This is a genomic window from Klenkia taihuensis, assembly GCF_900112525.1.
GTDB lineage: Bacteria > Actinomycetota > Actinomycetes > Mycobacteriales > Geodermatophilaceae > Klenkia > Klenkia taihuensis.
The window spans coordinates 496,401-516,922 of sequence record NZ_FOMD01000002.1; the positions used below are offsets into that span (position 1 = coordinate 496,401).

23 protein-coding genes and 1 tRNA gene are annotated in these 20,522 nt (G+C 74.5%); 15 read left to right on the plus strand and 9 right to left on the minus strand.

Annotation, left to right across the window (positions count from 1 at the left end; all coding sequences use genetic code 11):
• Positions 1–23: 23 nt before the first annotated feature.
• Complete coding sequence (locus BM158_RS10360) at positions 24–527, plus strand: phage holin family protein (RefSeq protein ID WP_229827705.1); 504 nt, start codon at positions 24–26, stop codon at positions 525–527.
• A complete protein-coding gene (locus BM158_RS10365) occupies positions 524–1,435 on the plus strand; it encodes an alpha/beta fold hydrolase (protein ID WP_091557597.1) in 912 nt (303 codons plus the stop codon). Before BM158_RS10360 ends, BM158_RS10365 begins: the two co-directional genes overlap by 4 nt.
• On the opposite strand, the gene BM158_RS10370 is transcribed toward BM158_RS10365, so the two are convergent.
• The 5 genes from BM158_RS10370 to nth are packed head-to-tail and all read right to left on the minus strand — an operon-like array spanning position 1,436 to position 5,188.
• Positions 1,436–2,617, minus strand: coding sequence for a MarP family serine protease (locus tag BM158_RS10370; RefSeq protein ID WP_091557600.1), 1,182 nt, complete (start codon positions 2,615–2,617; stop codon positions 1,436–1,438).
• Positions 2,618–2,620: 3 nt separating this feature from the next.
• Positions 2,621–3,088: a plastocyanin/azurin family copper-binding protein gene (locus tag BM158_RS10375; RefSeq protein WP_091557604.1), complete on the minus strand. Its 468-nt coding sequence runs from the start codon at positions 3,086–3,088 to the stop codon at positions 2,621–2,623.
• Positions 3,085–3,834, minus strand: a complete 750-nt coding sequence (locus BM158_RS10380) for an NUDIX hydrolase (protein WP_229827704.1) — start codon at positions 3,832–3,834, stop codon at positions 3,085–3,087. Before BM158_RS10380 ends, BM158_RS10375 begins: the two co-directional genes overlap by 4 nt.
• Entirely contained in the window at positions 3,831–4,412 is a 582-nt protein-coding gene (locus BM158_RS10385) for a TlpA family protein disulfide reductase (protein ID WP_091557607.1), read from the minus strand. The genes BM158_RS10380 and BM158_RS10385 overlap by 4 nt, the downstream gene beginning before the upstream one ends.
• The gene (nth, locus tag BM158_RS10390) at positions 4,409–5,188 is read right to left on the minus strand and encodes an endonuclease III (protein WP_229827703.1); all 780 of its coding nucleotides are present in this window, start codon (positions 5,186–5,188) and stop codon (positions 4,409–4,411) included. The genes BM158_RS10385 and nth overlap by 4 nt, the downstream gene beginning before the upstream one ends.
• Positions 5,189–5,302: 114 nt before the next feature.
• On the opposite strand from nth, the gene BM158_RS10395 reads away from it, so the two are divergent.
• Complete coding sequence (locus BM158_RS10395) at positions 5,303–5,560, plus strand: hypothetical protein (RefSeq protein WP_091557609.1); 258 nt, start codon at positions 5,303–5,305, stop codon at positions 5,558–5,560.
• 127 nt (positions 5,561–5,687) lie between these two features.
• Positions 5,688–6,362, plus strand: coding sequence for a Crp/Fnr family transcriptional regulator (locus BM158_RS10400; protein ID WP_091557612.1), 675 nt, complete (start codon positions 5,688–5,690; stop codon positions 6,360–6,362).
• Positions 6,363–6,413: 51 nt separating this feature from the next.
• On the opposite strand, the gene BM158_RS10405 is transcribed toward BM158_RS10400, so the two are convergent.
• From BM158_RS10405 to sp36, 3 genes are read right to left on the minus strand one after another with little or no spacing between them, the layout of a single operon-like run.
• Positions 6,414–7,229, minus strand: a complete 816-nt coding sequence (locus BM158_RS10405) for an NUDIX hydrolase (protein WP_091557615.1) — start codon at positions 7,227–7,229, stop codon at positions 6,414–6,416.
• Between the two features lie 5 nt (positions 7,230–7,234).
• Positions 7,235–7,702 (minus strand): RidA family protein, encoded by a 468-nt coding sequence (locus tag BM158_RS10410; RefSeq protein WP_091557616.1) that lies wholly within the window; start codon positions 7,700–7,702, stop codon positions 7,235–7,237.
• Positions 7,699–7,866, minus strand: a complete 168-nt coding sequence (sp36, locus tag BM158_RS21770) for a Sp36 family protein (protein WP_091058056.1) — start codon at positions 7,864–7,866, stop codon at positions 7,699–7,701. Before sp36 ends, BM158_RS10410 begins: the two co-directional genes overlap by 4 nt.
• 68 nt (positions 7,867–7,934) lie before the next feature.
• On the opposite strand from sp36, the gene bagA reads away from it, so the two are divergent.
• The 3 genes from bagA to BM158_RS10430 all read left to right on the plus strand — a co-directional run bounded on the left by bagA (position 7,935) and on the right by BM158_RS10430 (position 12,469).
• Positions 7,935–8,906: an ATPase BagA gene (gene bagA, locus BM158_RS10420; protein ID WP_207506374.1), complete on the plus strand. Its 972-nt coding sequence runs from the start codon at positions 7,935–7,937 to the stop codon at positions 8,904–8,906.
• Complete coding sequence (gene bagB, locus BM158_RS10425; protein ID WP_207506376.1) at positions 8,903–10,081, plus strand: ATPase BagB; 1,179 nt, start codon at positions 8,903–8,905, stop codon at positions 10,079–10,081. The genes bagA and bagB overlap by 4 nt, the downstream gene beginning before the upstream one ends.
• Before the next feature lie 87 nt (positions 10,082–10,168).
• Complete coding sequence (locus BM158_RS10430; protein ID WP_091557621.1) at positions 10,169–12,469, plus strand: penicillin-binding protein; 2,301 nt, start codon at positions 10,169–10,171, stop codon at positions 12,467–12,469.
• A gap of 56 nt (positions 12,470–12,525) precedes the next feature.
• Here BM158_RS10430 and BM158_RS10435 read toward each other — a convergent pair whose 3' ends face one another.
• Positions 12,526–12,981: a GatB/YqeY domain-containing protein gene (locus BM158_RS10435; RefSeq protein ID WP_091558778.1), complete on the minus strand. Its 456-nt coding sequence runs from the start codon at positions 12,979–12,981 to the stop codon at positions 12,526–12,528.
• Between the two features lie 57 nt (positions 12,982–13,038).
• Here BM158_RS10435 and BM158_RS10440 point away from each other — a divergent pair, with 57 nt between their 5' ends.
• The 8 genes from BM158_RS10440 to BM158_RS10475 all read left to right on the plus strand — a co-directional run bounded on the left by BM158_RS10440 (position 13,039) and on the right by BM158_RS10475 (position 20,519).
• On the plus strand, positions 13,039–13,956 hold the full coding sequence (locus BM158_RS10440) for a metallophosphoesterase (protein ID WP_091557624.1): 918 nt from the start codon (positions 13,039–13,041) through the stop codon (positions 13,954–13,956).
• Between the two features lie 16 nt (positions 13,957–13,972).
• Positions 13,973–14,049: transfer RNA gene (locus BM158_RS10445), tRNA-Pro, on the plus strand.
• An 84-nt stretch (positions 14,050–14,133) separates the two neighbouring features.
• Positions 14,134–14,538: a hypothetical protein gene (locus BM158_RS21505; protein WP_131802016.1), complete on the plus strand. Its 405-nt coding sequence runs from the start codon at positions 14,134–14,136 to the stop codon at positions 14,536–14,538.
• Between the two features lies 1 nt (position 14,539).
• Entirely contained in the window at positions 14,540–15,856 is a 1,317-nt protein-coding gene (locus BM158_RS10455) for a glutathionylspermidine synthase family protein (RefSeq protein WP_091557631.1), read from the plus strand.
• Positions 15,856–16,734, plus strand: a complete 879-nt coding sequence (locus tag BM158_RS10460; protein ID WP_091557634.1) for a DUF350 domain-containing protein — start codon at positions 15,856–15,858, stop codon at positions 16,732–16,734. Before BM158_RS10455 ends, BM158_RS10460 begins: the two co-directional genes overlap by 1 nt.
• Positions 16,731–18,086 (plus strand): amidase family protein, encoded by a 1,356-nt coding sequence (locus tag BM158_RS10465; protein WP_229827702.1) that lies wholly within the window; start codon positions 16,731–16,733, stop codon positions 18,084–18,086. Before BM158_RS10460 ends, BM158_RS10465 begins: the two co-directional genes overlap by 4 nt.
• Positions 18,087–18,141: 55 nt before the next feature.
• Positions 18,142–19,476: a hemolysin family protein gene (locus tag BM158_RS10470; protein ID WP_091557638.1), complete on the plus strand. Its 1,335-nt coding sequence runs from the start codon at positions 18,142–18,144 to the stop codon at positions 19,474–19,476.
• Positions 19,473–20,519, plus strand: coding sequence for a hemolysin family protein (locus tag BM158_RS10475; RefSeq protein ID WP_091557642.1), 1,047 nt, complete (start codon positions 19,473–19,475; stop codon positions 20,517–20,519). The genes BM158_RS10470 and BM158_RS10475 overlap by 4 nt, the downstream gene beginning before the upstream one ends.
• Positions 20,520–20,522: the final 3 nt, after the last annotated feature.

Consider the following 20,522-nt stretch of genomic DNA (forward strand, 5'->3'; position numbering starts at 1 on the left):
CGTCGCACCACCGAGGAGAACCCGTGGCCCACAGCGCCCCCACCACTCGCCTGTCCGGTCAGCCGGCCGGCCCCGTGGAGCCCTCCGTCGGCTCGCTGGTGCAGAGCGCCATGTCCGACGTCTCCACGCTGATCCGCAACGAGGTCGAGCTGGCCAAGGCCGAGATCGGCGGCTCGGTCAAGAAGGTCGGCATCGGCGGCGGGCTCATCGCCGTCGGCGGCGTCATGGCCCTGTACTGCTCGATCTTCCTGTTCATCGGCATCGCCGAGCTGCTCACCTGGCTGGGGCTGCCCCGCTTCGTGTCCTACTTCATCGTGTTCGGGGCGCTGCTCCTGCTGGCGGGCCTGCTGGTGCTGGTCGGCATCCGGTTCACCAAGAAGTTCCGCAAGCCCGAGCGCACCATCGAGACGCTCAAGGACCTGCCCGACGTCATGCGCCGCGAGGCCCCGGGCCAGCGCCAGCACGACCTGCCGGTGGTCCGCGACGGGCACATCGAGCGCGCCGCCCCGCACGCCCGGCTGGGGTGAGCGCACCGGACGCGACCAGCGCGCTGGTCCCGGGGCCGTGGCGGCACCGGGACATCTCCGCCAACGGCGTCCGGCTGCACGCCGCCGAGGCCGGTGAGGGCCCGCTGGTGCTGCTCGTGCACGGCTACCCGCAGTTCTGGTGGGCCTGGCGGCACCAGCTCACCGCCCTGGCCGAGGCCGGTTTCCGCGCGGTGGCCGTGGACCTGCGCGGCTACGGCGGCAGCGACAAGCCACCCCGCGGGTACGACCTGCCCACCCTGTCGGCCGACGTCGCCGCGGTGGTGCGCGCCCTGGGCGAGCCCGACGCCGTCGTCGTCGGCCACGACTGGGGCGGGCTGGTGGCCTGGACGATGGCCGCGCTGCACCCCCGCACCGTCCGCGGCCTGGTCGTGGTGTCCTCCGCGCACCCCCGGGAGCTGCGCGCGGGCATGACCGACGCCGCGCAGCGGCACGCCTCCCGCTACGCGCTGCGCTACCAGCTGCCCCGCCTCCCCGAGCGCCGCCTCACGCGCGACGACGACGACCCGGTGGCCGACCTGCTGCGCCGCTGGGCCGGGCCCTCGTGGGTGCACACCACCGACTTCGCCGACGCGGTGGCCCGCTACCGCGACGCCGCCCGCATCCCGCAGGCCGCCTACGGCGCGATGGAGTTCCACCGCTGGGCCTTCCGCTCGCAGTTCCGGCCCGACGGGCTGCGCTACGCCCGCCGGATGACCGCGCCGGTCACCGCACCCACCCTGCAGCTGCACGGCACCCTCGACCCGTGCGTGCTGCCCCGCACCGCAGCCGGGTCCGGCCGCTACGTGGCCGGGGCGTACGAGTGGCGCGAGCTGGCCGGCGTGGGCCACTTCCCGCACGAGGAGACCCCCGACGTCGTCAGCGAGGCCATCGCCGCCTGGGCCCGTTGATCACTCGCAGGGGCCGGTGTCGACCGGGGTGCTGGCGCCCGAGCCCTGGGTGACGGCGTCGGCCACCTCGGCGTCGGTCAGCGCGTAGCCGGTGTCGGGGTCGTCGACCGCGGAGGCGAAGACGACGCCCAGCACCGACCCGTCCGACGCCAGCAGCGGACCGCCGGAGTTGCCCGCCCGGACCTGGCCGTACAGGGCGTAGACGTCGCGGACCACCGTCTGCTGCGACCGGAAGTCCGGGCCGCTGATGGCCCCGCGGTCGCGCACCCGGGCCGCGCCGACGTACAGCCCACCGCCGCCGGGGTAGCCCATGATGATCGCGTCGGACCCCGAGCCCACCGGGTCGGCGGCGAAGTCCAGCGGCACCTGCGGGAGGCCGGGCACGTAGAGGACGGCGACGTCGGTCTCCTCGTCCACGTAGACCGGGACCGCGTCGTAGGTCTCGCCCTCGGCGGTGACCGTCGGGTCGGCGACCCCGGCCAGCACGTGCGCGTTGGTCATCACCCGCTCGGGGGCGAACACGAAGCCCGACCCGTCGATCTGCCGGGAGCACGACGGCGCCACCCCGCTGATCTTCACCACCGAGCCCTGCACCTGGCCGACCACCGCGCTCTGCGCCAGGGTCTGGTCGGGCACCGGCACGTCGCGCACCTGGGTGGGGGTGAGCGGGTCGAGGACGTCGGGCAGCCCGCGCCGGTCGATGGCCTCGCGCAGCGAGTCGTAGAGCGACCGGACGCCGGCCGGCACACCGCGGTCGACGGCCTGCACCAGCGTGGACTGCCGCACCTGGCTGGCCACCGCCGGGAACGCGGAGTTGGCCAGCGGGGTGGCCACCATCCAGGCGACCAGCAGGACCGCGACGGCGGAGATGAGCGCCCCGGCCACCGAGTCGACGATCTTCGCCGGCTCCCAGGTCACCTTCCGCCGGATCGCCCGGCCCAGGTAGCCGGCCAGCAGCTGCCCCAGCAGTGCGCCGGCGAGCACCACGACCAGCGCCACGAACACCCGCGAGAGGGTCGACCCGCCCAGCTCGTCGGCGACCGGGCCGGACAGCTGCGCGCCGGCGACGGCGCCGCCGAAGAACCCGATGAAGGACGCCGCGGAGACGATGAGGCCCTGCCGGAACCCGGACAGGGCGAACAGCAGGGCCAGCGCGATGAGCACCAGGTCGACGAGGGACACCGCTCAGCCGCTCGCGGTGGGGGTCGCGGCACCGCCGCTGACGGTCATCGTCCCGACCTGCCCGAGCGCGGTGTGGAAGGTGCACTCGAAGGGGTAGTCGCCGGGCTGGGTGACCTCGAACTCGATGGTCTCGCTCTGCCCCGGCGCCAGCAGCGGGATCTGCTCGGTGATCTCCGCGGGGCCGGCCCCGGTGGTGAACATGAAGTTGTGGGTCAGCTGCGTGGCGGTGTTGGTGACCGTCAGCCGGACCGTCCCGGGTGCCACGGTGAAGGCGTCGGGGGTGAACACGTAGTCGTCCCCGGTCTCGATGGTGACCTCCTGCACGCCCTCGGCGTCGGTGGTCACCTCGCCCACGCCGGCGTCGGGCGTGCGGGTCGCCTCGGGCGTGGCGGGCGTGCGGTTGCTGCACCCCACGAGGCCGAGGGCGAGCAGCACGGCGGCCACCAGCAGGCGTGTCCGGTTCGCAGTCATCGCCCGAGGACCGTACGCGGCGCAGCTGTGGAGGGCCCCTCGTCGGCCACCGTCGGCGCGGCGCGGTCGGCGGGCCCCTCGACCACGTCGCCCCGCCCGCGCACCCGCTCCTGCTCGGCGGCCAGGTCGCGGACGTCGGCGGTGTCCCAGGGCCGCGCCAGCCCGGCGGCGGTCAGGACGGCGTCCAGCACCCCGGCGGTGAAGCCCCACACCACCATGCCCGCGACCTCGAAGGCCGGGCCGGTGTAGCCCGACGGGTGCCGGACCCGGAACCGGCGGGCCGGGTCGACCAGCTGCGCCAGCGGCACCCGGGCCACCTGCGCCACCTCGAACGGGTCGCCGGTGACGGTCTCCCGCGGGTCGTCCCACCAGCCCACGACCGGGACGACGACGTTGTCGCTGGGCCCCAGGTACAGCTCGGCCAGCACCCCCAGCACGCGCACCGACGCCGGGTCCACCCCGGCCTCCTCGTGCGCCTCGCGCAGCGCGGTGCCCACCGGGTAGTCCTCCCCCGGCTCGGCGCCGCCGCCCGGGAAGGCGGGCTGGCCGGCGTGGGTGCGCAGCCGGTCGGACTTCTCGATCAGCAGGACGTCGTGGCCGTGCGCGGTCTCCCCGAACAGGATGAGCACCGCCGAGCGCCGGGCCGTCCCGGTCGCCCCGCCCATGCGGTGCCGCAGCGGCAGGTCGTCGGCGGAGGCGAGCAGCGCCCGCACGTGCTCGGGGACGCCGGTGAGGTCCGGGCTCACAGGGTGACGCCGAGGTGGTCGGCCACCAGCTGCCGGAACTCGTCGACCGACTGCACCGGTCGCAGCTGGGTGTAGGCCAGCGTGCCGTCGGCGGCGACGAAGAACGTGTAGGGCGCACCGCGCAGGCCCTCCTCGGCCAGCAGGTCGTTCTGCTGGTCGAAGGCGTTGGGGAACGTGACACCGGCGTCGGCGGCGAAGGAGTCGGCGGCGGTCAGCGTGTCGAGGGTGACCACCCCCAGCACCTGCACGCGGTCACCCGCCAGGTCGGCGAGCTCCTGCACGTGCGGCAGCTCCTCCCGGCACGGCCCGCACCAGGACCCCCACACGTTGACCACCGTGGGCACGCCGGGCGCCCGCGACAGGTCGAGGGTGCCGCCGCCGATGCAGTCGAAGCTCAGCGGCGGCAACGCGTCGGCCGCCTCGACGGTGTCGCCGGTCTGCTCCGGGCACGACTGCAGCGCGGTGTCGACGTCCTGCACCCCGGGGTCGGCCGAGGGCCGGGCGGCGTCGGGGGCGTCGACGCCGGTGCACCCGGCCAGCAGCAGCGCCCCGGCCAGGGCCAGCAGGGCGCGCCTCACAGCGTGTCCGAGGCGGCCGGGCCCTTGACCAGCTTCGCCGCGGCCTGCGGGTCGAGCGGGCCGAGGCCGAAGGACGGGCAGGAGCGGGCCAGCCCGCACGCCCCGCAGGCCGGCTTCTTGGCGTGGCAGACCCGGCGGCCGTGGAAGATCACCCGGTGGGAGAAGTCGGTCCACTCCTTCTTCGGGACCAGCCCGGCCACGACCGTCTCGACCTTGACCGGGTCCTCCTCGGCGGTCCAGCCGAACCGGCGCACCAGCCGGCCGAAGTGCGTGTCGACGGTCAGCCCGGGGACCCCGAACGCGTTGCCGAGCACCACGTTGGCGGTCTTGCGGCCCACGCCGGGGAGGGTGACCAGGTCCTCCAGCCGGGCCGGCACCTCGCCGTCGAACTGCTCGACCAGCGCCCGGCCGAGGCCCAGCACCGAGTTGGCCTTGGCGCGGAAGAAACCGGTGGGCTTGAGGATCGCCTCGAGCTCCAGCCGGTCGGCACCGGCGTAGTCGGCCGCGGTGCGGTACCGGGCGAACAGCGTCGGCGTCACGGTGTTGACGGTGCGGTCGGTGGTCTGCGCGGACAGCACCGTGGCCACCAGCAGCTCCAGCGGCGTGGTGAAGTCGAGCTCGCAGTGCGCGTCGGGGTGGATCAGCGCCAGCTCCCGCGCCATCCGCCGGGCCCGCCGGGTACGGCCCAGCGGGGTCTCGCCGTCGTCGTACGGGGACAGGCCCAGCCGGACGGCGCGGGCCGGCCGGGACGGCACGGGAGGAGCGGGTGCGGACACGCGGTCGAGGGTAGGCGGGGGCACCGACAGCGCGGTTCTGTCATCCTTGACCCACCGGGCCCTTCCGTCACACCGACTGGGTGGGCCCGCCGTCCCGATCCGAGGAGGTGCTGGGTGGTCGCCCTCATCGTCATCCTGTTCCCCCCGCTGGTGATCGCGTTCCTGCTGGTCATGGAGCGGGTCGAGGAGCCGCTGCGGCGGCCGACCTCGCAGCGCCAGGTCGAGGAGTTCCTCGCCACCGCCACCCCGGGGGACGTCGACGCGCTGGCCACGTCGGGCATCCGCCGGGCGATGGACCGCTGGCGCGGGCGCCGCTCCGGCCGGGTGGTCCGCAGCACCGAGGCGGTCACCGCGCAGCGCTCGTCGGACTGACCCCCGGCCCACCCGTCGTGGGCAGTCCGGTGACGCTCCGCATTGTGGGTCTGCCCACAGGCCCTAGACTCGCCCCGGACGTGGGTGATCACTGCACCCGCCATGACGTCGTACGAGAGGTGCACTGGTGGACGAGGTCCTTGCCCAGTCCGGTCTGTTCCAGGGGCTGTCGGCCGAAGCCGCGGAGCCCACGGCGAGCGGCCTGGAGACCGTGAGCCTGCCCCGCGGGCGGGTGGTCTTCAACGAGGGCGAGCCCGGTGACAGCCTGTACGTGGTGCTGTCCGGCAAGATCAAGCTCTCCCGCCGCTCCCCCGACGGCCGCGAGAACGTGCTGGCCGTGATGGGCCCCTCCGACCAGTTCGGCGAGCTCTCGGTGTTCGACCCCGGCCCGCGCACGGCGACCGCCACCGCGGTGACCGACGTCCGGCTGGCCAAGATGCCCCAGCAGATGCTGCGGCCCTGGATCGAGGCGCACCCCGAGGTCGGCGAGCGCCTGCTGCAGGTGCTGGCCCGCCGGCTGCGCCGCACCAACGACTCCGTCGCCGACCTGATCTTCACCGACGTCCCCGGCCGCGTGGCCAAGGCGCTGCTGCAGATGGCCGACCGCTTCGGGTCGCGGGAGAACGACGGCCTGCGCGTCAAGCACGACCTCACCCAGGAGGAGCTGGCCCAGCTGGTCGGCGCCTCCCGCGAGACGGTGAACAAGGCGCTGGCCGACTTCGTGCACCGCGGCTGGATCCAGCTGCAGGGCAAGTCCGTCGTCGTCCTCGACGAGGACCGGCTGCGCCGTCGCGCGCGCTGACCCCCGGTACGCAGGAGGCCCAGGACCCGTCGGGTCCTGGGCCTCCTGCGTTCACACCCCGGGCAGCGGGACGACGACGCGGATGCGCGTGCCGTCGGGCAGCAGCGCCCACTTCTGGCCGTCGGCGTCCTCGGCGAACGTCGGGCTGATCGGCTCCAGCGGGGCCGGCGGGCACCCGGCCAGCACCGCCGCGACGTCGGGGAACGCGGCGAGCTGGCCCAGCGTGTGGATCGTCGGCGGCAGCATCGGCCGCAGCCCGGCCTCGTGCTCGGCCAGCGCGGCGGCGGGGGTGGACCAGCCCGCCTCGTCGGCCTCGCCGGAGACGTCCTGGGCCTCCTGGCCCACCGGCAGCGCCGCGGCGAAGAACTTGGTGTCGTAGCGCCGGGGCTCCACCGGCGGGGTGATCCAGTGCGCGAAGGGCCGCAGCAGGTCCGACCGCAGCGCCAGCCCGCGGTCGGCCAGCAGCTCCGAGAGGGCCAGCTCGCGGGTCACCAGCGCCCGGCGCTGGGCCTCCCACGCCGGCCCCGACACGTCGGGGACCACGCCGCCGGACGCCGGCCCGGCCAGCAGCACACCGGCCTCCTCGAAGGTCTCCCGGACCGCGGCGCAGACCAGCTGCCGGGCGGTGGGCTCGTCGCAGCCCCAGGTGCGCGCCCAGTCGGCCGGCCCGGGCCCGACCCAGTCCAGGTCGGCCCCGCCGTCGCGCGGGTCGACGCCGCCGCCGATGTAGGCGGTCATCCCTCCGGCGAAGGGCATGCCGCGGGTGCGCCGCTGCAGGTGCACCTCGACGCCGTCGGCGCCGTCGCGCAGCAGCAGCACGGTGGCCGCCTGGCGCGGCTGCGCGGGGGTCTGCCCGGCCGGCGCCACCGGGGTCAGCGCAGCTCGACGGTGAGCTCGACCTCGACCGGCGCGCCCAGCGGCAGCTCGGCCACGCCGACCGCGGACCGCGCGTGCTCGCCGTCCTTGCCGAAGACCTTGCCGATCAGCTCCGAGGCGCCGTTGATCACCCGCGGCTGGCCGGTGAAGCCCTCCGCGGAGGCCACGTAGCCCACCACCCGGACCACCCGGGCGACGGAGTCCAGGCCGACCAGGTCGTCGACGGCGGCGAGCGCGTTGAGCGCGCAGACCTTGGCGTCGTGCGCGGCGTCCTCGGCCTCGACCGAGCCGCCGACCTTGCCGGTGCGGCGCAGGCCGCCGTCGACGAAGGGCAGCTGACCGCTGGTCATCACCAGGTTGCCGATGCGCACGGCGGGGACGTAGGAGGCGACCGGCGCGGCCACCGGCGGCAGCCGCAGGCCCAGCTCCGCCAGGCGGGCGTGCCAGCTCTGCGGCTCGCTCACGCCGAGGGCCGCTTCAGGTAGGCGACCAGCTGGTCGCCGCCCCCGGGGCCGGGCAGCACGGTGACCAGCTCCCAGCCGTCGACGCCCCAGGAGTCGAGGATGGCCTTGGTGTTGTGCGTCAGCAGCGGGATGGTCGCGTACTCCCACGTGGTCCGTTCGCTCATGGCCCGGGACGCTAGCCTCCCTGCCCGCGACGTGCCCGGACGGCCCCCGCGCTCGTAGGCTCGTCCCCGTGACGTCCGACCCGCCCGTGCGCTGCCACGTCGTCACCGGCAAGGGGGGCACGGGCAAGACCACGGTCGCCGCCGCCCTCGCCCTCGCCCTGGCCGCCGAGGGCAGGACCACCCTGCTGGTGGAGACCGAGGGACGGCAGGGCATCGCCCAGCTGTTCGACACCCCGCCGCTGCCCTACGAGGAGCGCCGGGTCGCCGTCGCCCGCGGCGGCGGCGAGGTCAAGGCGCTGGCCATCGACCTGGACGAGGCGCTGCTGGAGTACCTGGAGCTCTTCTACTCCATGAAGCGCGCCGGCCGGGCGCTGCGGAGGATGGGCGCCATCGACTTCGCCACCACCATCGCCCCGGGCCTGCGCGACGTGCTGCTCACCGGGAAGATCAAGGAGGCGGTCACCCGGAAGGTCGACGGCCGCCGGGTCTACGACGCCGTCGTCGTCGACGCCCCGCCCACCGGGCGCATCACCCGCTTCCTCAACGTCACCGACGAGGTGGCCGGGCTGGCCCGCTCCGGCCCGATCAAGGCGCAGAGCGACGGCGTGATGGCCGTGCTGCGCTCGCCGCAGACCGCCGTGCACCTGGTGACGCTCCTGGAGGAGATGCCCGTGCAGGAGACCGCCGACGCCATCGCCGAGCTGCAGGCCACCGGCCTGCCGGTCGGCTCGGTGCTGGTGAACATGGCCACCGAGCCGCTGCTGCCGGCGGCCAGCCTCTCCCGCGCGGCCGAGGGCCGGCTGACCGCCGCCGAGCTGGCCCCCGCACTGGCCGCCGGCGGGCTGCCCGACGACCCGGCCATCGCCGCGGGGCTGGCCGAGGAGGCCGTGGAGCACGCCCGGCGCTGGCGGTCCCAGGACGCGCTGCGCGGGGCCGTCGCCGAGCTCGGCCGCCCGGTCACCGAGCTGCCCCTGGTCACCGGCCCGGTCGACCTCGGCGCCCTGCAGGAGCTCGCCGCCCGGCTGGAGGTGCTCCGGTGAGCGCCGGTCTCGAGCTGGACGCGGTGGTCCGCGACCCGGCCACCCGGATCATCGTGTGCTGCGGCGCCGGCGGGGTCGGCAAGACCACCACCTCGGCCGCGCTGGGGCTGGCCGCGGCCGCCGCCGGGCGCTCGGTCGTGGTGCTCACCATCGACCCGGCACGGCGGCTGGCGCAGTCCCTCGGCCTGGCCGAGCTGGACAACGAGCCCCGCCGGATCGAGACCGGGGGCCCCGGCCAGCTGCACGCGATGATGCTGGACATGAAGCGGACCTTCGACGACGTCGTGGTCGCGCACTCCACCCCGGAGCGGGCCGAGCAGGTGCTGGCCAACCCCTTCTACCAGGCGCTGTCGTCCTCCTTCGGCGGGACGCAGGAGTACATGGCCATGGAGAAGCTGGGCCAGCTGAGGGCCCGCGACACCTGGGACCTCATCGTCGTGGACACCCCGCCGTCCCGGTCCGCGCTGGACTTCCTGGACGCCCCCGACCGGCTCTCCCGGTTCCTCGACGGCACCATGATCCGGGTCCTCACCGCCCCGGCCCGGGCCGGCGGGCGGGCCGGGCTGCGCGTGGTCAGCGCCGGGTTCGGCCTGTTCAGCCGGGTCATCTCCAAGATCCTCGGCGGCCAGCTGCTGGGCGACATCGCCACCTTCATCGCCGCGCTGGACTCCATGTTCGGCGGGTTCCGCGAGCGGGCGACGGCCACCTACGAGCTGCTCAAGCAGCCCGGGACGGCGTTCCTGGTCGTCGCCACCCCCGAGCCCGACGCGCTGCGCGAGGCCTCCTACTTCGTCGACCGGCTCTCCGCCGAGGGCATGCCGCTGGCCGGCCTGGTGCTCAACCGCACCCACCCCCCGGCGACCACGGCGCTGTCGGCCACCCGCGCCGAGGCCGCGGCCGAGGCGGTCGCGGAGACCGGCGGCAAGGGCGCCAAGCTGGCCGCCGCCGCGCTGCGGGTGCACGCCGACCGGATGGCCCAGGCCGCCCGGGAGCAGCGGCTGGCCGACCGGTTCGCCCGCGCGCACCCCGACGTCGCCGTCCGCACCGTGCCGGCCGCGGCCGGGGACGTGCACGACCTCGACGACCTGCAGGTGATGGCCGCCGCGCTCACCGCGGCCGACGGCGACACCGGCACCGGCACCCCGCGCTCCCGGATCCTGCCCGCCCGGCGCTGAGCCGCCCGGGACGGGTGTGACCGCACGGTCCGCGCGTCCCCGCCGACACGCCCGAACGGGTGATCCTGCCGGGTACCTTGGCTGGCGATGTCCGAGACCCGTGCACCCTCCCGAGCCGCCACCCTGGCCAAGCTCGCCGCCACCGTCGTGGTGGCCGGCGCGCTGGTGGCGGGCATGATGCTGCCCTTCGTCGGCGGGAGCGGGCTGGTGGCCCGCAACTCCGCCTCGCTGCTGGACGCCCTGCCGGTCGAGCTCACCGACCAGACGCCGGTCGGCATGACGACGGTGCTCGCCGCCGACGGCTCGGTCATCACGCACTTCTACGAGAACAACCGCACCCCGGTGACCGCCGACCAGATCTCGCCGATCATGAAGCAGGCGATCGTCGACATCGAGGACAGCCGGTTCTACGAGCACAACGGCCTCGACGTGCAGGGCACGCTGCGCGCGCTGGCCGCCAACATCGCCGCGGGCGGGGTCGCCGAGGGCGGGTCCACGCTGACCCAGCAGCTGGTCAAGCAGACGCTGCTGCAGACCGCGGACACCCCCGAGGAGCGCGAGGCCGCCGACGAGCAGACCGTCGGCCGCAAGCTGCGCGAGGCGCGCCTGGCGCTTGCCCTGGAGGAGACCTACTCCAAGGACGAGATCCTCACCCGCTACCTCAACATCGCCTACTTCGGCGCCGGCGCCTACGGCATCCAGGCCGCCGCCCAGCGCTACTTCTCGGTCAACGCAGTCGACCTGGACCTGGCCCAGGCGTCGGTGCTGGCCGGTCTGGTGCAGAGCCCGACCAACGACGACCCGCTGGCCAACCCGGAGAACGCCCAGGCCCGCCGGGACACCGTGCTCACCCGGATGCACCAGCTGGGCCACATCACCGACCAGGAGCTGGCCGACACCCTGGCCCAGCCGGTCGCCACCGCCGAGGGCCAGCCCCCGGCCCGCAACTGCACCGACGCCTCGCTCGGCGGCTTCTTCTGCGCCTACCTGCAGACCCACCTGCTGGGCCTGGGCATGACCCAGCAGCAGATCGACAACGGCGGCTACACGATCCAGACCACGCTGCGCCCGGACATGCAGGCCGCCGGCGACCAGGCCGTGCTGAACACCCTGCCCATGGGCGACTCGCTGGCCGGCATCTACACCGCCGTGGAGCCGGGCACCGGCCACGTGCTGGCGATGAGCGTCAACCGGCAGTACTGCTCGGACGCGGCCAACCCGGCCTGCGAGTCGGTGGTGCTCAACACCGCGTCCAGCCAGGGCTCCGGCTCGACCTACAAGGTCTTCACCGCCGCCGCGGCGCTGGAGCAGGGCTACTCGCAGTACTACACGCTGACCACCGGCAACTCCTACACGTCGCGGGTGTTCAAGAACGGCAGCGCGCCCTACCGGGTGAGCAACGCCGGCACCTACCCGGCGACGCTGGACATGGTCCGGGCGCTGTACATGTCCTCCAACACCTACTTCGTGGCCCTCGAGGACGCCCTGGGCTCCGTCGAGGCGCCGGTGCGGATGGCCCAGCGGATGGGCCTGAGCTCCATCGACGCCAACGCCGACCAGATCATCGCCGAGGAGCGGGGGTCGTTCACCCTCGGCGCCGAGGCGACCAGCCCGCTGGCACTGGCCAGCGCCTACTCCACGCTGGCGGCCAGCGGCACGCAGTGCGACCCCACACCGGTGGTGTCCATCGTCGACCGCAACGGCGCCCCGGCCACGCTGCCCGACGGCACGGTGATCAACACCGGTGACTCCTGCAACGCCGAGGCCATCCCCGCCGGCGTCGCGAACACGCTCAACCAGATCCTGCGCAAGGACGTCGAGCCGGGGAACTCCGGACAGACCGGCGCCCGGGCCTACGTCCCCGGCCACCAGATCGCCGGCAAGACCGGGACGTCGCAGAGCAACTTCTCCGCCGCCTTCGTCGGGTACACGCCCGAGTACACGGCCAGCGTGATGGTGCTCAACCCCAAGGAGAACCAGAACGTCGGCGGCTTCGGCGGCAACAAGCCGGCCACCATCTGGAACGACGCGATGGAGCCGATCCTCACCGCGCAGGAGACCGCACCCTTCCCGCCGGCCGACGACACCGTGGCCAACGGCAACACCCGCGCGGTGCCCGGCTGCAGCTCGGTGAGCGAGTGCCAGTCGGCCATCACCGGCGCCGGGCTCAGCTACGGCGGCCAGGTGTCGGTGGACTCCGACCAGCCGGCCGGCACCGTCCTGGGCACCAGCCCGGGGACGGGCACCCGGGTGCAGCAGGGCGGCTCGGTGCAGGTGCAGGTCAGCAACGGCTCGGCCGCGGCACCCCCGGCCCCGACGGAGGGCCAGCCGGCGCCACCGGCCGACCCGGACGCCCCGGACACCAACGGGGACGGCCAACCAGGCTGAGACGCGACGAGGGCCGGACGACCACCAGGTCGTCCGGCCCTCGTCGCGTACGGGGGTCAGGCGGAGAGCTGGCGGCGCACCTCGGCGGCGACCCGGCCGCCCTCGGCGCGCCCGGCCACCTCGCCGTTCGCCCGGCCCATGACCTTGCCCATGTCGCCCATGCCGCTCGCCCCGGTCGCGGCGACCACGCCGGCGACCAGCGCGGTCAGCTCCTCGTCGGACAGCTGCGCGGGCAGGTAGGCCGCGACCACGTCGCCCTCGGCCTGCTCGCGCGCGGCCTGCTCGGCCCGGCCGGCGCCGCCGAAGGCCTCGGCGGCCTCGCGCCGCTTCTTGGCCTCGCGGCGCAGCACCGCCTGCACCTCGTCGTCGGTGAGCTCGCGGGCCTCCTTGCCGGCCACCTCCTCGGCGCTGACCGCGGCCAGCACCATGCGCAGGGTGGCGGTGGTCAGCTCGTCCCGGGCCTTCATGGCCGTGGTGAGGTCGTCGCGGAGCTTGTTCTTGAGGTCGGACACGTCCTCCAGCGTCGCACGGCCGGCCAACCCGGTTCCCTCCCCGCTTAGGCTCCTCGGGTGCGCCCCGCCCTCGCCGTGCCCGCCGGACTCGTGACCGCGGGCCTGGCCACCCTCGGCTACGCCAGCCTCGTCGAGCGGGTGCACTGGACGCTGCGCCGGTTCACCGTCCCCGTGCTCCCCCCGGGCCAGCGGCCGCTGACCGTGCTGCACCTGTCCGACCTGCACATGACGGCGGCGCAGACCTCCAAGCGGGACTGGGTGGCCGCCCTCGACGCCCTGGACCCCGACCTGGTGGTCAACACCGGGGACAACCTCGCCGGCCACGACACCGTGCCGATCGTGCTCGCCGCGCAGGAGCCGCTGCTGGACCGGCCCGGGCTGTTCTGCCTGGCCAGCAACGACTACTTCGCGCCCCGGCCGAAGAACCCGCTCAAGTACTTCCGGACGAACCACAAGCGGGTGCACGGCGACGAGCTGCCCTGGCGGGACCTGCGCGACGGCATGACCGCCCGTGGCTGGGCCGACGTCACCAACGGCACCGCGACCGTCGAGGTCGACGGGCGCACCGTCGCCGTCCGCGGGGTGGACGACCCGCACCTGGGGCGGGACGACTACGACGCCGTCGCCGGGCCCACCGACCCCGACGCCGACCTCCGGCTGGGCCTGGTGCACTCCCCCGAGCCGCGGGTGCTCGACCGGTTCGCCGCCGACGGCCACGACCTGGTGCTGTCGGGCCACACCCACGGCGGGCAGCTGCGGGTGCCCTTCTACGGCGCGCTGGTCACCAACTGCGGGATCAGCCGGGACAAGGCCCGCTGGCTGCACCGGTGGAGCGGGGACACCTGGCTGCACGTGTCCGCCGGGCTCGGGACCAGCCCGTACGCGCCCTACCGGTTCTGCTGCCCGCCGGAGGCCACCCTTCTGACGCTGGTCGCCCGGGACACCCCTGTCGGCTCCCCGCAGACGGTGGGCTAGGCTTCACGACGGCTCTCGGGGTGTGGCGCAGCTTGGTAGCGCGCGTCGTTCGGGACGACGAGGCCGCAGGTTCAAATCCTGTCACCCCGACCACCACCAGAAGGCCCGCTCCCCCGTGGAGCGGGCCTTCTGCGTCCCGGGCGCGACCGATCCTGTTCCTGTGCCATGATCCGCGCCGTGAACCGCGCCACCGGCCTCCGCCGGGTCCCCGCCCTCACCGCGGCCATGGTGCTGGCCTTCACCGCCTCGGGGTGCTCCAGCGGCGAGGACGAGGTCGCCTACTGCGTCGACCAGTCCAACCAGGTCGTCGACGACGACTACTGCGACTCCGGCTACAGCGGCGGCGGGGGCTACTTCATCTGGCTGGGCTCCCCCGGCCGCTCCCTGTCCCGGGGCGCCGTGGTGCCCTCGGGCGGCACCACGATCAACCCGACCGACAGCACCGCCCGCGCCAACGCCGGCCTGCCCTCCTCCGGCAGCTACACCAGCGGCAGCGGGGGCAGCCGCTCCGGCGGGTTCGGCACCAGCATCGACGGCGGCGGCAGCAGCAGCCACGGCGGCTTCGGCTCCTCGGGGAGCTGAGGTGCGCCGCGTCCACGACGGCGTCGTCCGGCCCGGCTGGCAGGACACCGTCACCGCCCAGGGCCTGACCTACTGGGAGACCGTGCTGCCCGACGGCAGCAGCACCAGCTACTGGCGCGAGGGCGAGTTCTACGACTTCACCGCGGTGGAGATCGCCCAGCTCGAGCGGGACGCCGCCACCCTGTTCGAGATGTGCGTCGAGGCCGGTGACCACATGGTCGCCCACCCCGAGCTGATGCTGCGGATGGGCATCCCGGAGTACACCCACGACCTGGTCATCAGCACCTGGAACGAGGAGCCGTCCAAGCAGAGCGTCTTCGGCCGCTTCGACGTCCGCTACGGCGGGACGAGCCCCCAGTCCCGGATCGACCCCACCCTGCGCCGGCCGCAGCTGCTGGAGTTCAACGCCGACACCCCCACCTCGCTGCCGGAGACGGCGTACGTGCAGTGGGAGTGGTTCCGCGACACCGGCCAGGGCGCCGACCAGTGGAACTCGGTGTTCGAGCGGCTGACCCGGGCCTGGGAGCGCAACCTCGGGCTCGTCGAGCGCGACCTGCGCAAGGACCCGGTCGTCTACTTCGCCTGCGACGGCGCCGACCGCTCCGGCGAGGACCTGTTCAACACGTTCATGATGCGCGACGCCTGCACCCAGGTCCGCGACGGCGGCCGCCCGCGGTACGCCACCCGGTCGATCATGATGAACCAGATCACCCTGGACGAGGCCACCGGCGGCTTCTTCGAGGGCGACCCCGCCGACGGCCGGCACATCGACGTCCTCTTCAAGCTCTACCCCTGGGAGTGGATCGTCCACGAGGAGTTCGGCCGGGCCGCCTTCGCCGACATGGCCCGCCCCGGCGGCACCGTGTGGATCGAGGCGCCCTGGAAGATGCTCTGGAGCAACAAGGGCCTGCTCCCGGTGCTGTGGCAGCTGTTCGGCACCGACCCGGCCCGCAGCCCGCTGATCCTGCCGGCCTACTTCGCCGACGACGACGTCCCCGGGTGGATGGCCGAGTCGCACGTGCGCAAGCCGCTGCTGTCCCGCGAGGGCGCCAACATCACCATCTACGAGGACGGCCGCACCCTGGCCTCCACCGGCGGCGGCTACGGCGAGGAGGGCTACGTGCTGCAGTCCTTCGCCCCGCTGCCGGACTTCCCCGGCCCCGACGGCTCGCACCACCCCGTGCTCGGCATCTGGATGGTCGACGGCGAGCCCGCCGGTCTCGGCATCCGGGAGAGCAAGGGCCTCATCACCGACAACCAGAGCCACTTCGTGCCGCACGTCGTCGGCCACGGCAGCCCCACCCAGCAGGGAGCCTGATGTTCCTCGACACCGCCCGGGACTACCTCGCCAACTGGCCGATCGCCGCCCTGCAGGTGGTCGTCGTCGCCGCCTTCGTGGCCGCGTTCTGGTACCTGGTCAACGCGTTGACCTCCTTCGACGACAACGCCGAGATCATCACCCGCGGCAACACCGGCTACATGGTGCAGCGGCTCTCGCTGTCCGCGGCGCTGGTCGTCGGGATGCTGAACTCGCTGGAGTACCGGTTCGACGAGATCGGCTGGGGCGCGATCACGAACCTCCTCGTCGAGGGCGCCTGGGTGTTCGTGGCCCTGCTGGTCGCCCGGGTCGTGGTGGACAAGGTCGTGCTGCTGCGGGTGGACAACGTGCAGGCCATGCGCGAGGGCAACGTGGCGGTCGGGGTCGTCGAGGCCGGCTTCTACCTGGGCCTCGGGCTGATCCTCAACGGCTCGCTCATCGGCAGCTCGCCGTCCTGGCAGACCGGGCTGGCCAGCACCGTGGTCTTCGCCGTCCTCGGCCTGGCCGTGGTCGTCGGCGTGTACTTCCTGCACGACCTGGTCACCCGTGGGGTCATCCGGCGCGGCATCGCGGCCGGGTCGCTGCCCGCCGCGTTCGAGATCGCCGGCATCCTGGTCGCCGTCTCCCTGGTCGTGCGGGTCGGCGTGGCCGGCGACTTCACCGGCTGGGGCGCCGGCCTGGCCGCCTTCGCCGCCACCGTGCTCGTCGCCGTCCTCACCCTGTACCTGTTCCGCTTCCTCATCGACCTGGTCGTGCTGCGCGGGGTGACCGTGGCCTCCATCCAGCGCGACGGCCAGGTCGTGGCGTCCGGGTTGATGTCGGGCCTGTTCGTGGTGGTCGCCCTGCCGGTGGCCACCGTCGTGGCGGCCCAGCTGTGACCGTCGGGGCCGAGCGGCTGGACCTCGCCCGCGCCCGCACCGGCGGCACCGCCGCCGAGCGGCTGACCGCGGCCGCCGCCCGGGCCCACGGCACGGACGAGCTCGGCGCCTTCCTCGCCGTCGTCGACCCCGGCCGCATCGACCCCGACCTCTCCCCCGACGGCCCGCTGGCCGGCATCCCGATCGCGGTCAAGGACAACGTCGACGTCGCCGACCTGCCCACCAGCGGGGGCACGCCGGCCCTGCACGGCTCCCGCCCCGGCCGGGACCACTCCGCCGTCGCCCGGCTGCGCGCCGCCGGGGCCACCGTCGTCGGCAAGACCAACCTGCACGAGCTGGCCTTCGGGATAACCAGCAACAACGCCGCCTACGGCCCCGTGCGCAACCCGCACGACCCCACCCGCTCGGCCGGCGGCTCCTCCGGCGGGTCGGCGGTCGCGGTGGCCACCGGCGTCGTCCCCGTGGCGCTGGGCACCGACACCGGCGGCTCCATGCGGGTGCCGGCCGCGCACTGCGGCGTCGTCGGCCACCGGCCCACCACCGGCCGCTGGGGCGGCCTGGACGGCGTGGTGTCCATCTCCAGCACCCGCGACACGGTCGGCGCGTTCGCCAGCACCGTGGCCGACGTCGTGCTGCTGGACCAGGTGGTCGCCGGCGCCACCCCGGCCACCGTGCCGCACGCCCGCATGCTGCGCCTGGGCGTCCCGCTGCCCGGGTTCTTCGACGGCCTGGCCGCCGACGTCGCCGACGCCGTCGGCCGCGCCCTGGACCGCCTGGCCGACGCCGGGGTCGAGCTGGTCGAGGTCGAGGTCGTCGCCGCGCACGAGCTCGACGCCCGCTGCGGCTTCCCGATCGTCTTCCACGAGGTGCTGCGCACCCTGCCCGGCTACCTGGGGTCGCTGCCGTCCGGCCCGTCGTTCGACGAGCTGGTGGCCGGGGTGGCCAGCCCCGACGTCCGCGGCGCGCTGGAGCACGCGATCGGCGACCCGGTGCCCGGGTCGGTCTACGCCGAGTGCCTGCAGCTGCGCGAGGCGCTGCGCGCGGCCTACGCCGCCGCCCACGAGCTGGACGGCGGCGGCCGGCTGGACGCGCTGGTCTACCCCACCGTGCCGCTGACCGCCCCGCCGCTGGGCGACGACGACACCACCGACCTCGGCGGGGAGCAGGTGCCGGTCTTCGGCACCACCATCCAGAACACCGGCCCCGGCTCCACCGCCGGCATGCCCGCGGTGTCTCTGCCCTGCGGCACCAGCCCGGCCGGCCTCCCGGTCGGGCTGTCGCTGGAGACCCTGCCCGGCGAGGACGCCGCGCTGCTGGCCGTGGCCCGCCGGGTGGAGCAGCTGCTGTCCTGAACGGCACACCCGGTCGGCGCGCGGTTGCGTCGGCCAACCCGCACCCTGGCACCCGATGTCCGAATGGTTGCTCCTGCTCGTTGCGGTGCTGCTCACCGTGCTCACCGGGTTCTTCGTCGCCGCCGAGTTCTCCTTCACCACCGTCGACCGCGGCCAGGCGCAGGAGGCCGCCGCCGAGGGACGCCGCGGCGCCGGCGGGGTCGTCGAGGCGCTGAAGGGCCTGTCCACGCAGCTGTCGGCCGCGCAGCTGGGCATCACGCTGACCACGCTGCTGGTCGGCTACCTCGCCGAACCGGCCATCGGCGGGCTGCTCGACGGCCCGCTGGAGTCCCTCGGCCTGTCCCCCGCCGGCGCCACCACCGTCGCCGTCGTCGTGGGCATCGTGCTGGCCACCACGCTGCAGATGCTGATCGGGGAGCTCGGCCCCAAGAACCTGGCCATCGCCAGCCCGCTCGCCGTCGCCTCCGTCGTCGCCCCCGGCATGCGCGCCTTCACCGCCGTCTTCGGCGTGGTGGTGCGCGCCCTGCAGCGGCTGGCCAACGGCATCGTCCGCCGGCTGGGCTTCGAGCCCCGCGAGGAGCTCGACGACGCCCGCGGCGCCGGCGAGCTCGCCGCCGTCGCCCGGCGCAGCGCCGAGGAGGGCGACCTGTCCACCACCGCGGCCCGGCTGCTGGACCGCTCCCTGGGGCTGCGCGACAAGTACGCCACCGACGTGATGACCCCGCGCACCCGGCTGGCGACCCTGGCCGAGGGGGCCACCGCGCAGCAGGTCATCGACGCCGCCATCGCCACCGGCGCCAGCCGGTTCCCCGTCTGGCACTCCGACCTGGACGACGTCACCGGGCTGGTGCACGTCAAGCAGGCCGTCGCCGTCCCCGAGGCCGACCGGGGCACCGTCACCGCGGGCGACCTGGCCCGGCCGGTGCTCGCCGTCCCCAGCTCCCTGCACCTGGACCCGCTGCTGGACCTGCTCCGCGAGGAGGGCATGCAGCTGGCCCTGGTCGTCGACGAGTGGGGTGCCACGCACGGCGTCGTCACCCTGGAGGACATCGTCGAGGAGCTGGTCGGGGAGATCACCGACGAGACCGACCGCCCGCTGCGCCAGCTGCGCCGCCGCGACGACGGGTGGGACATCTCCGGCCTGCTGCGCCCCGACGAGGTCCGCGAGCGCACCGGCGTCCCGGTGCCCGAGGGCCGCTACGAGACCGTCGCCGGGTTCGTGGTCACCCGGCTGGGCCGGCTGCCCGCCGAGGGCGACACCGTGGACGTCGAGGGCCACCGGCTCACCGTCACCGCGCTGGACGGACGGCGGGTGGCCGGGTTGCGGGCCGACCCCCTCCCGGGCGGGTCCGAGGTCCCGGCCCGTCAGCACGAGGTGGCGCAGGCGTGAACGACGTCCTCGCCCTGGCCATCCTGGTCGCCCTGCTGCTGGGCAACGCCTTCTTCGTCGCCGCCGAGTTCGCGCTGGTCTCGGCCCGGGTCGACCAGATCGAGCCCCGCGCCGCCGCCGGCTCCGCCCGCGCGCAGCGGACGCTGGACGCGATGCGCAACGTGTCGCAGATGATGGCCGGCGCGCAGCTGGGCATCACGCTGTGCTCGCTGGGCCTGGGCGCGGTCGGCGAGCCCGCCGTCGCCCACCTCATCGAGGTGCCGCTGGAGTCCGCCGGCGTCCCGGAGGGACTGCTGCACCCGATCGCGCTGGTCATCGCGCTCAGCCTGGTCACCGTGCTGCACATGGTGCTCGGCGAGATGGTGCCCAAGAACATCACCATCGCCGGCCCCGACCGCGCCGCCGTCGTGCTCGGCCCGCCGATGGCGAAGGTCGTCACGGTGCTCAAGCCGCTGATCTGGTTCTTCAACAGCCTGGCCAACGCCTTCGTCCGGCTCTTCGGGGTCACCCCCACCGACGAGGTCGCGGCCAGCTTCGACAGCGACGAGATCCGCTCGATGATCACCCAGTCGCGCAGCCAGGGCCTGCTCGGCGACGAGGTGTCCTCCCTCGCCGAGGGCGCGCTGTCCTTCGAGGCCCACGACGCCCGCTCGGTGCTGCTGCCCGCCGACGACTTGGTCGCCGTCCCCCGGTCGGCCACCCCGCGCGACCTGGAGTCCGTCGTCGCCGAGCACGGGTTCAGCCGCTACCCCGTGGTGCACCCCGACGGCACCTGGGCCGGCTACGTGCACGTCAAGGACGTCCTCGGCCTGGCCGGCCGCGACGAGCCGGTGCCCGACGACGCCCTCGAGCAGTTCGTCGAGGTCGCCCCCGACGAGCCGCTGCCCGAGGTGCTGCAGGCCATGCGCAAGGCCGGGGTGCACCTGGGCACGGTCACCCAGGACGGCGCGCTGCTGGGCGTCGTCGCGCTGGAGGACGTGCTGGAGCAGCTGATCGGCGACGTCCGGGACGCCTCCGTGCAGAGCGCCACCGCCGGGCGGTGAAGG

Coding starts and splice junctions, on each gene's coding strand:
- BM158_RS10375 (WP_091557604.1), bottom strand. CDS start 3,088: ATGACTGCGAACCGGACACGCCTGCTGGTGGCCGCCGTGCTGCTCGCC.
- sp36 (WP_091058056.1), bottom strand. CDS start 7,866: ATGAGCGAACGGACCACGTGGGAGTACGCGACCATCCCGCTGCTGACG.
- BM158_RS10430 (WP_091557621.1), top strand. CDS start 10,169: ATGTCCGAGACCCGTGCACCCTCCCGAGCCGCCACCCTGGCCAAGCTC.
- BM158_RS10460 (WP_091557634.1), top strand. CDS start 15,856: ATGTTCCTCGACACCGCCCGGGACTACCTCGCCAACTGGCCGATCGCC.
- BM158_RS10470 (WP_091557638.1), top strand. CDS start 18,142: ATGTCCGAATGGTTGCTCCTGCTCGTTGCGGTGCTGCTCACCGTGCTC.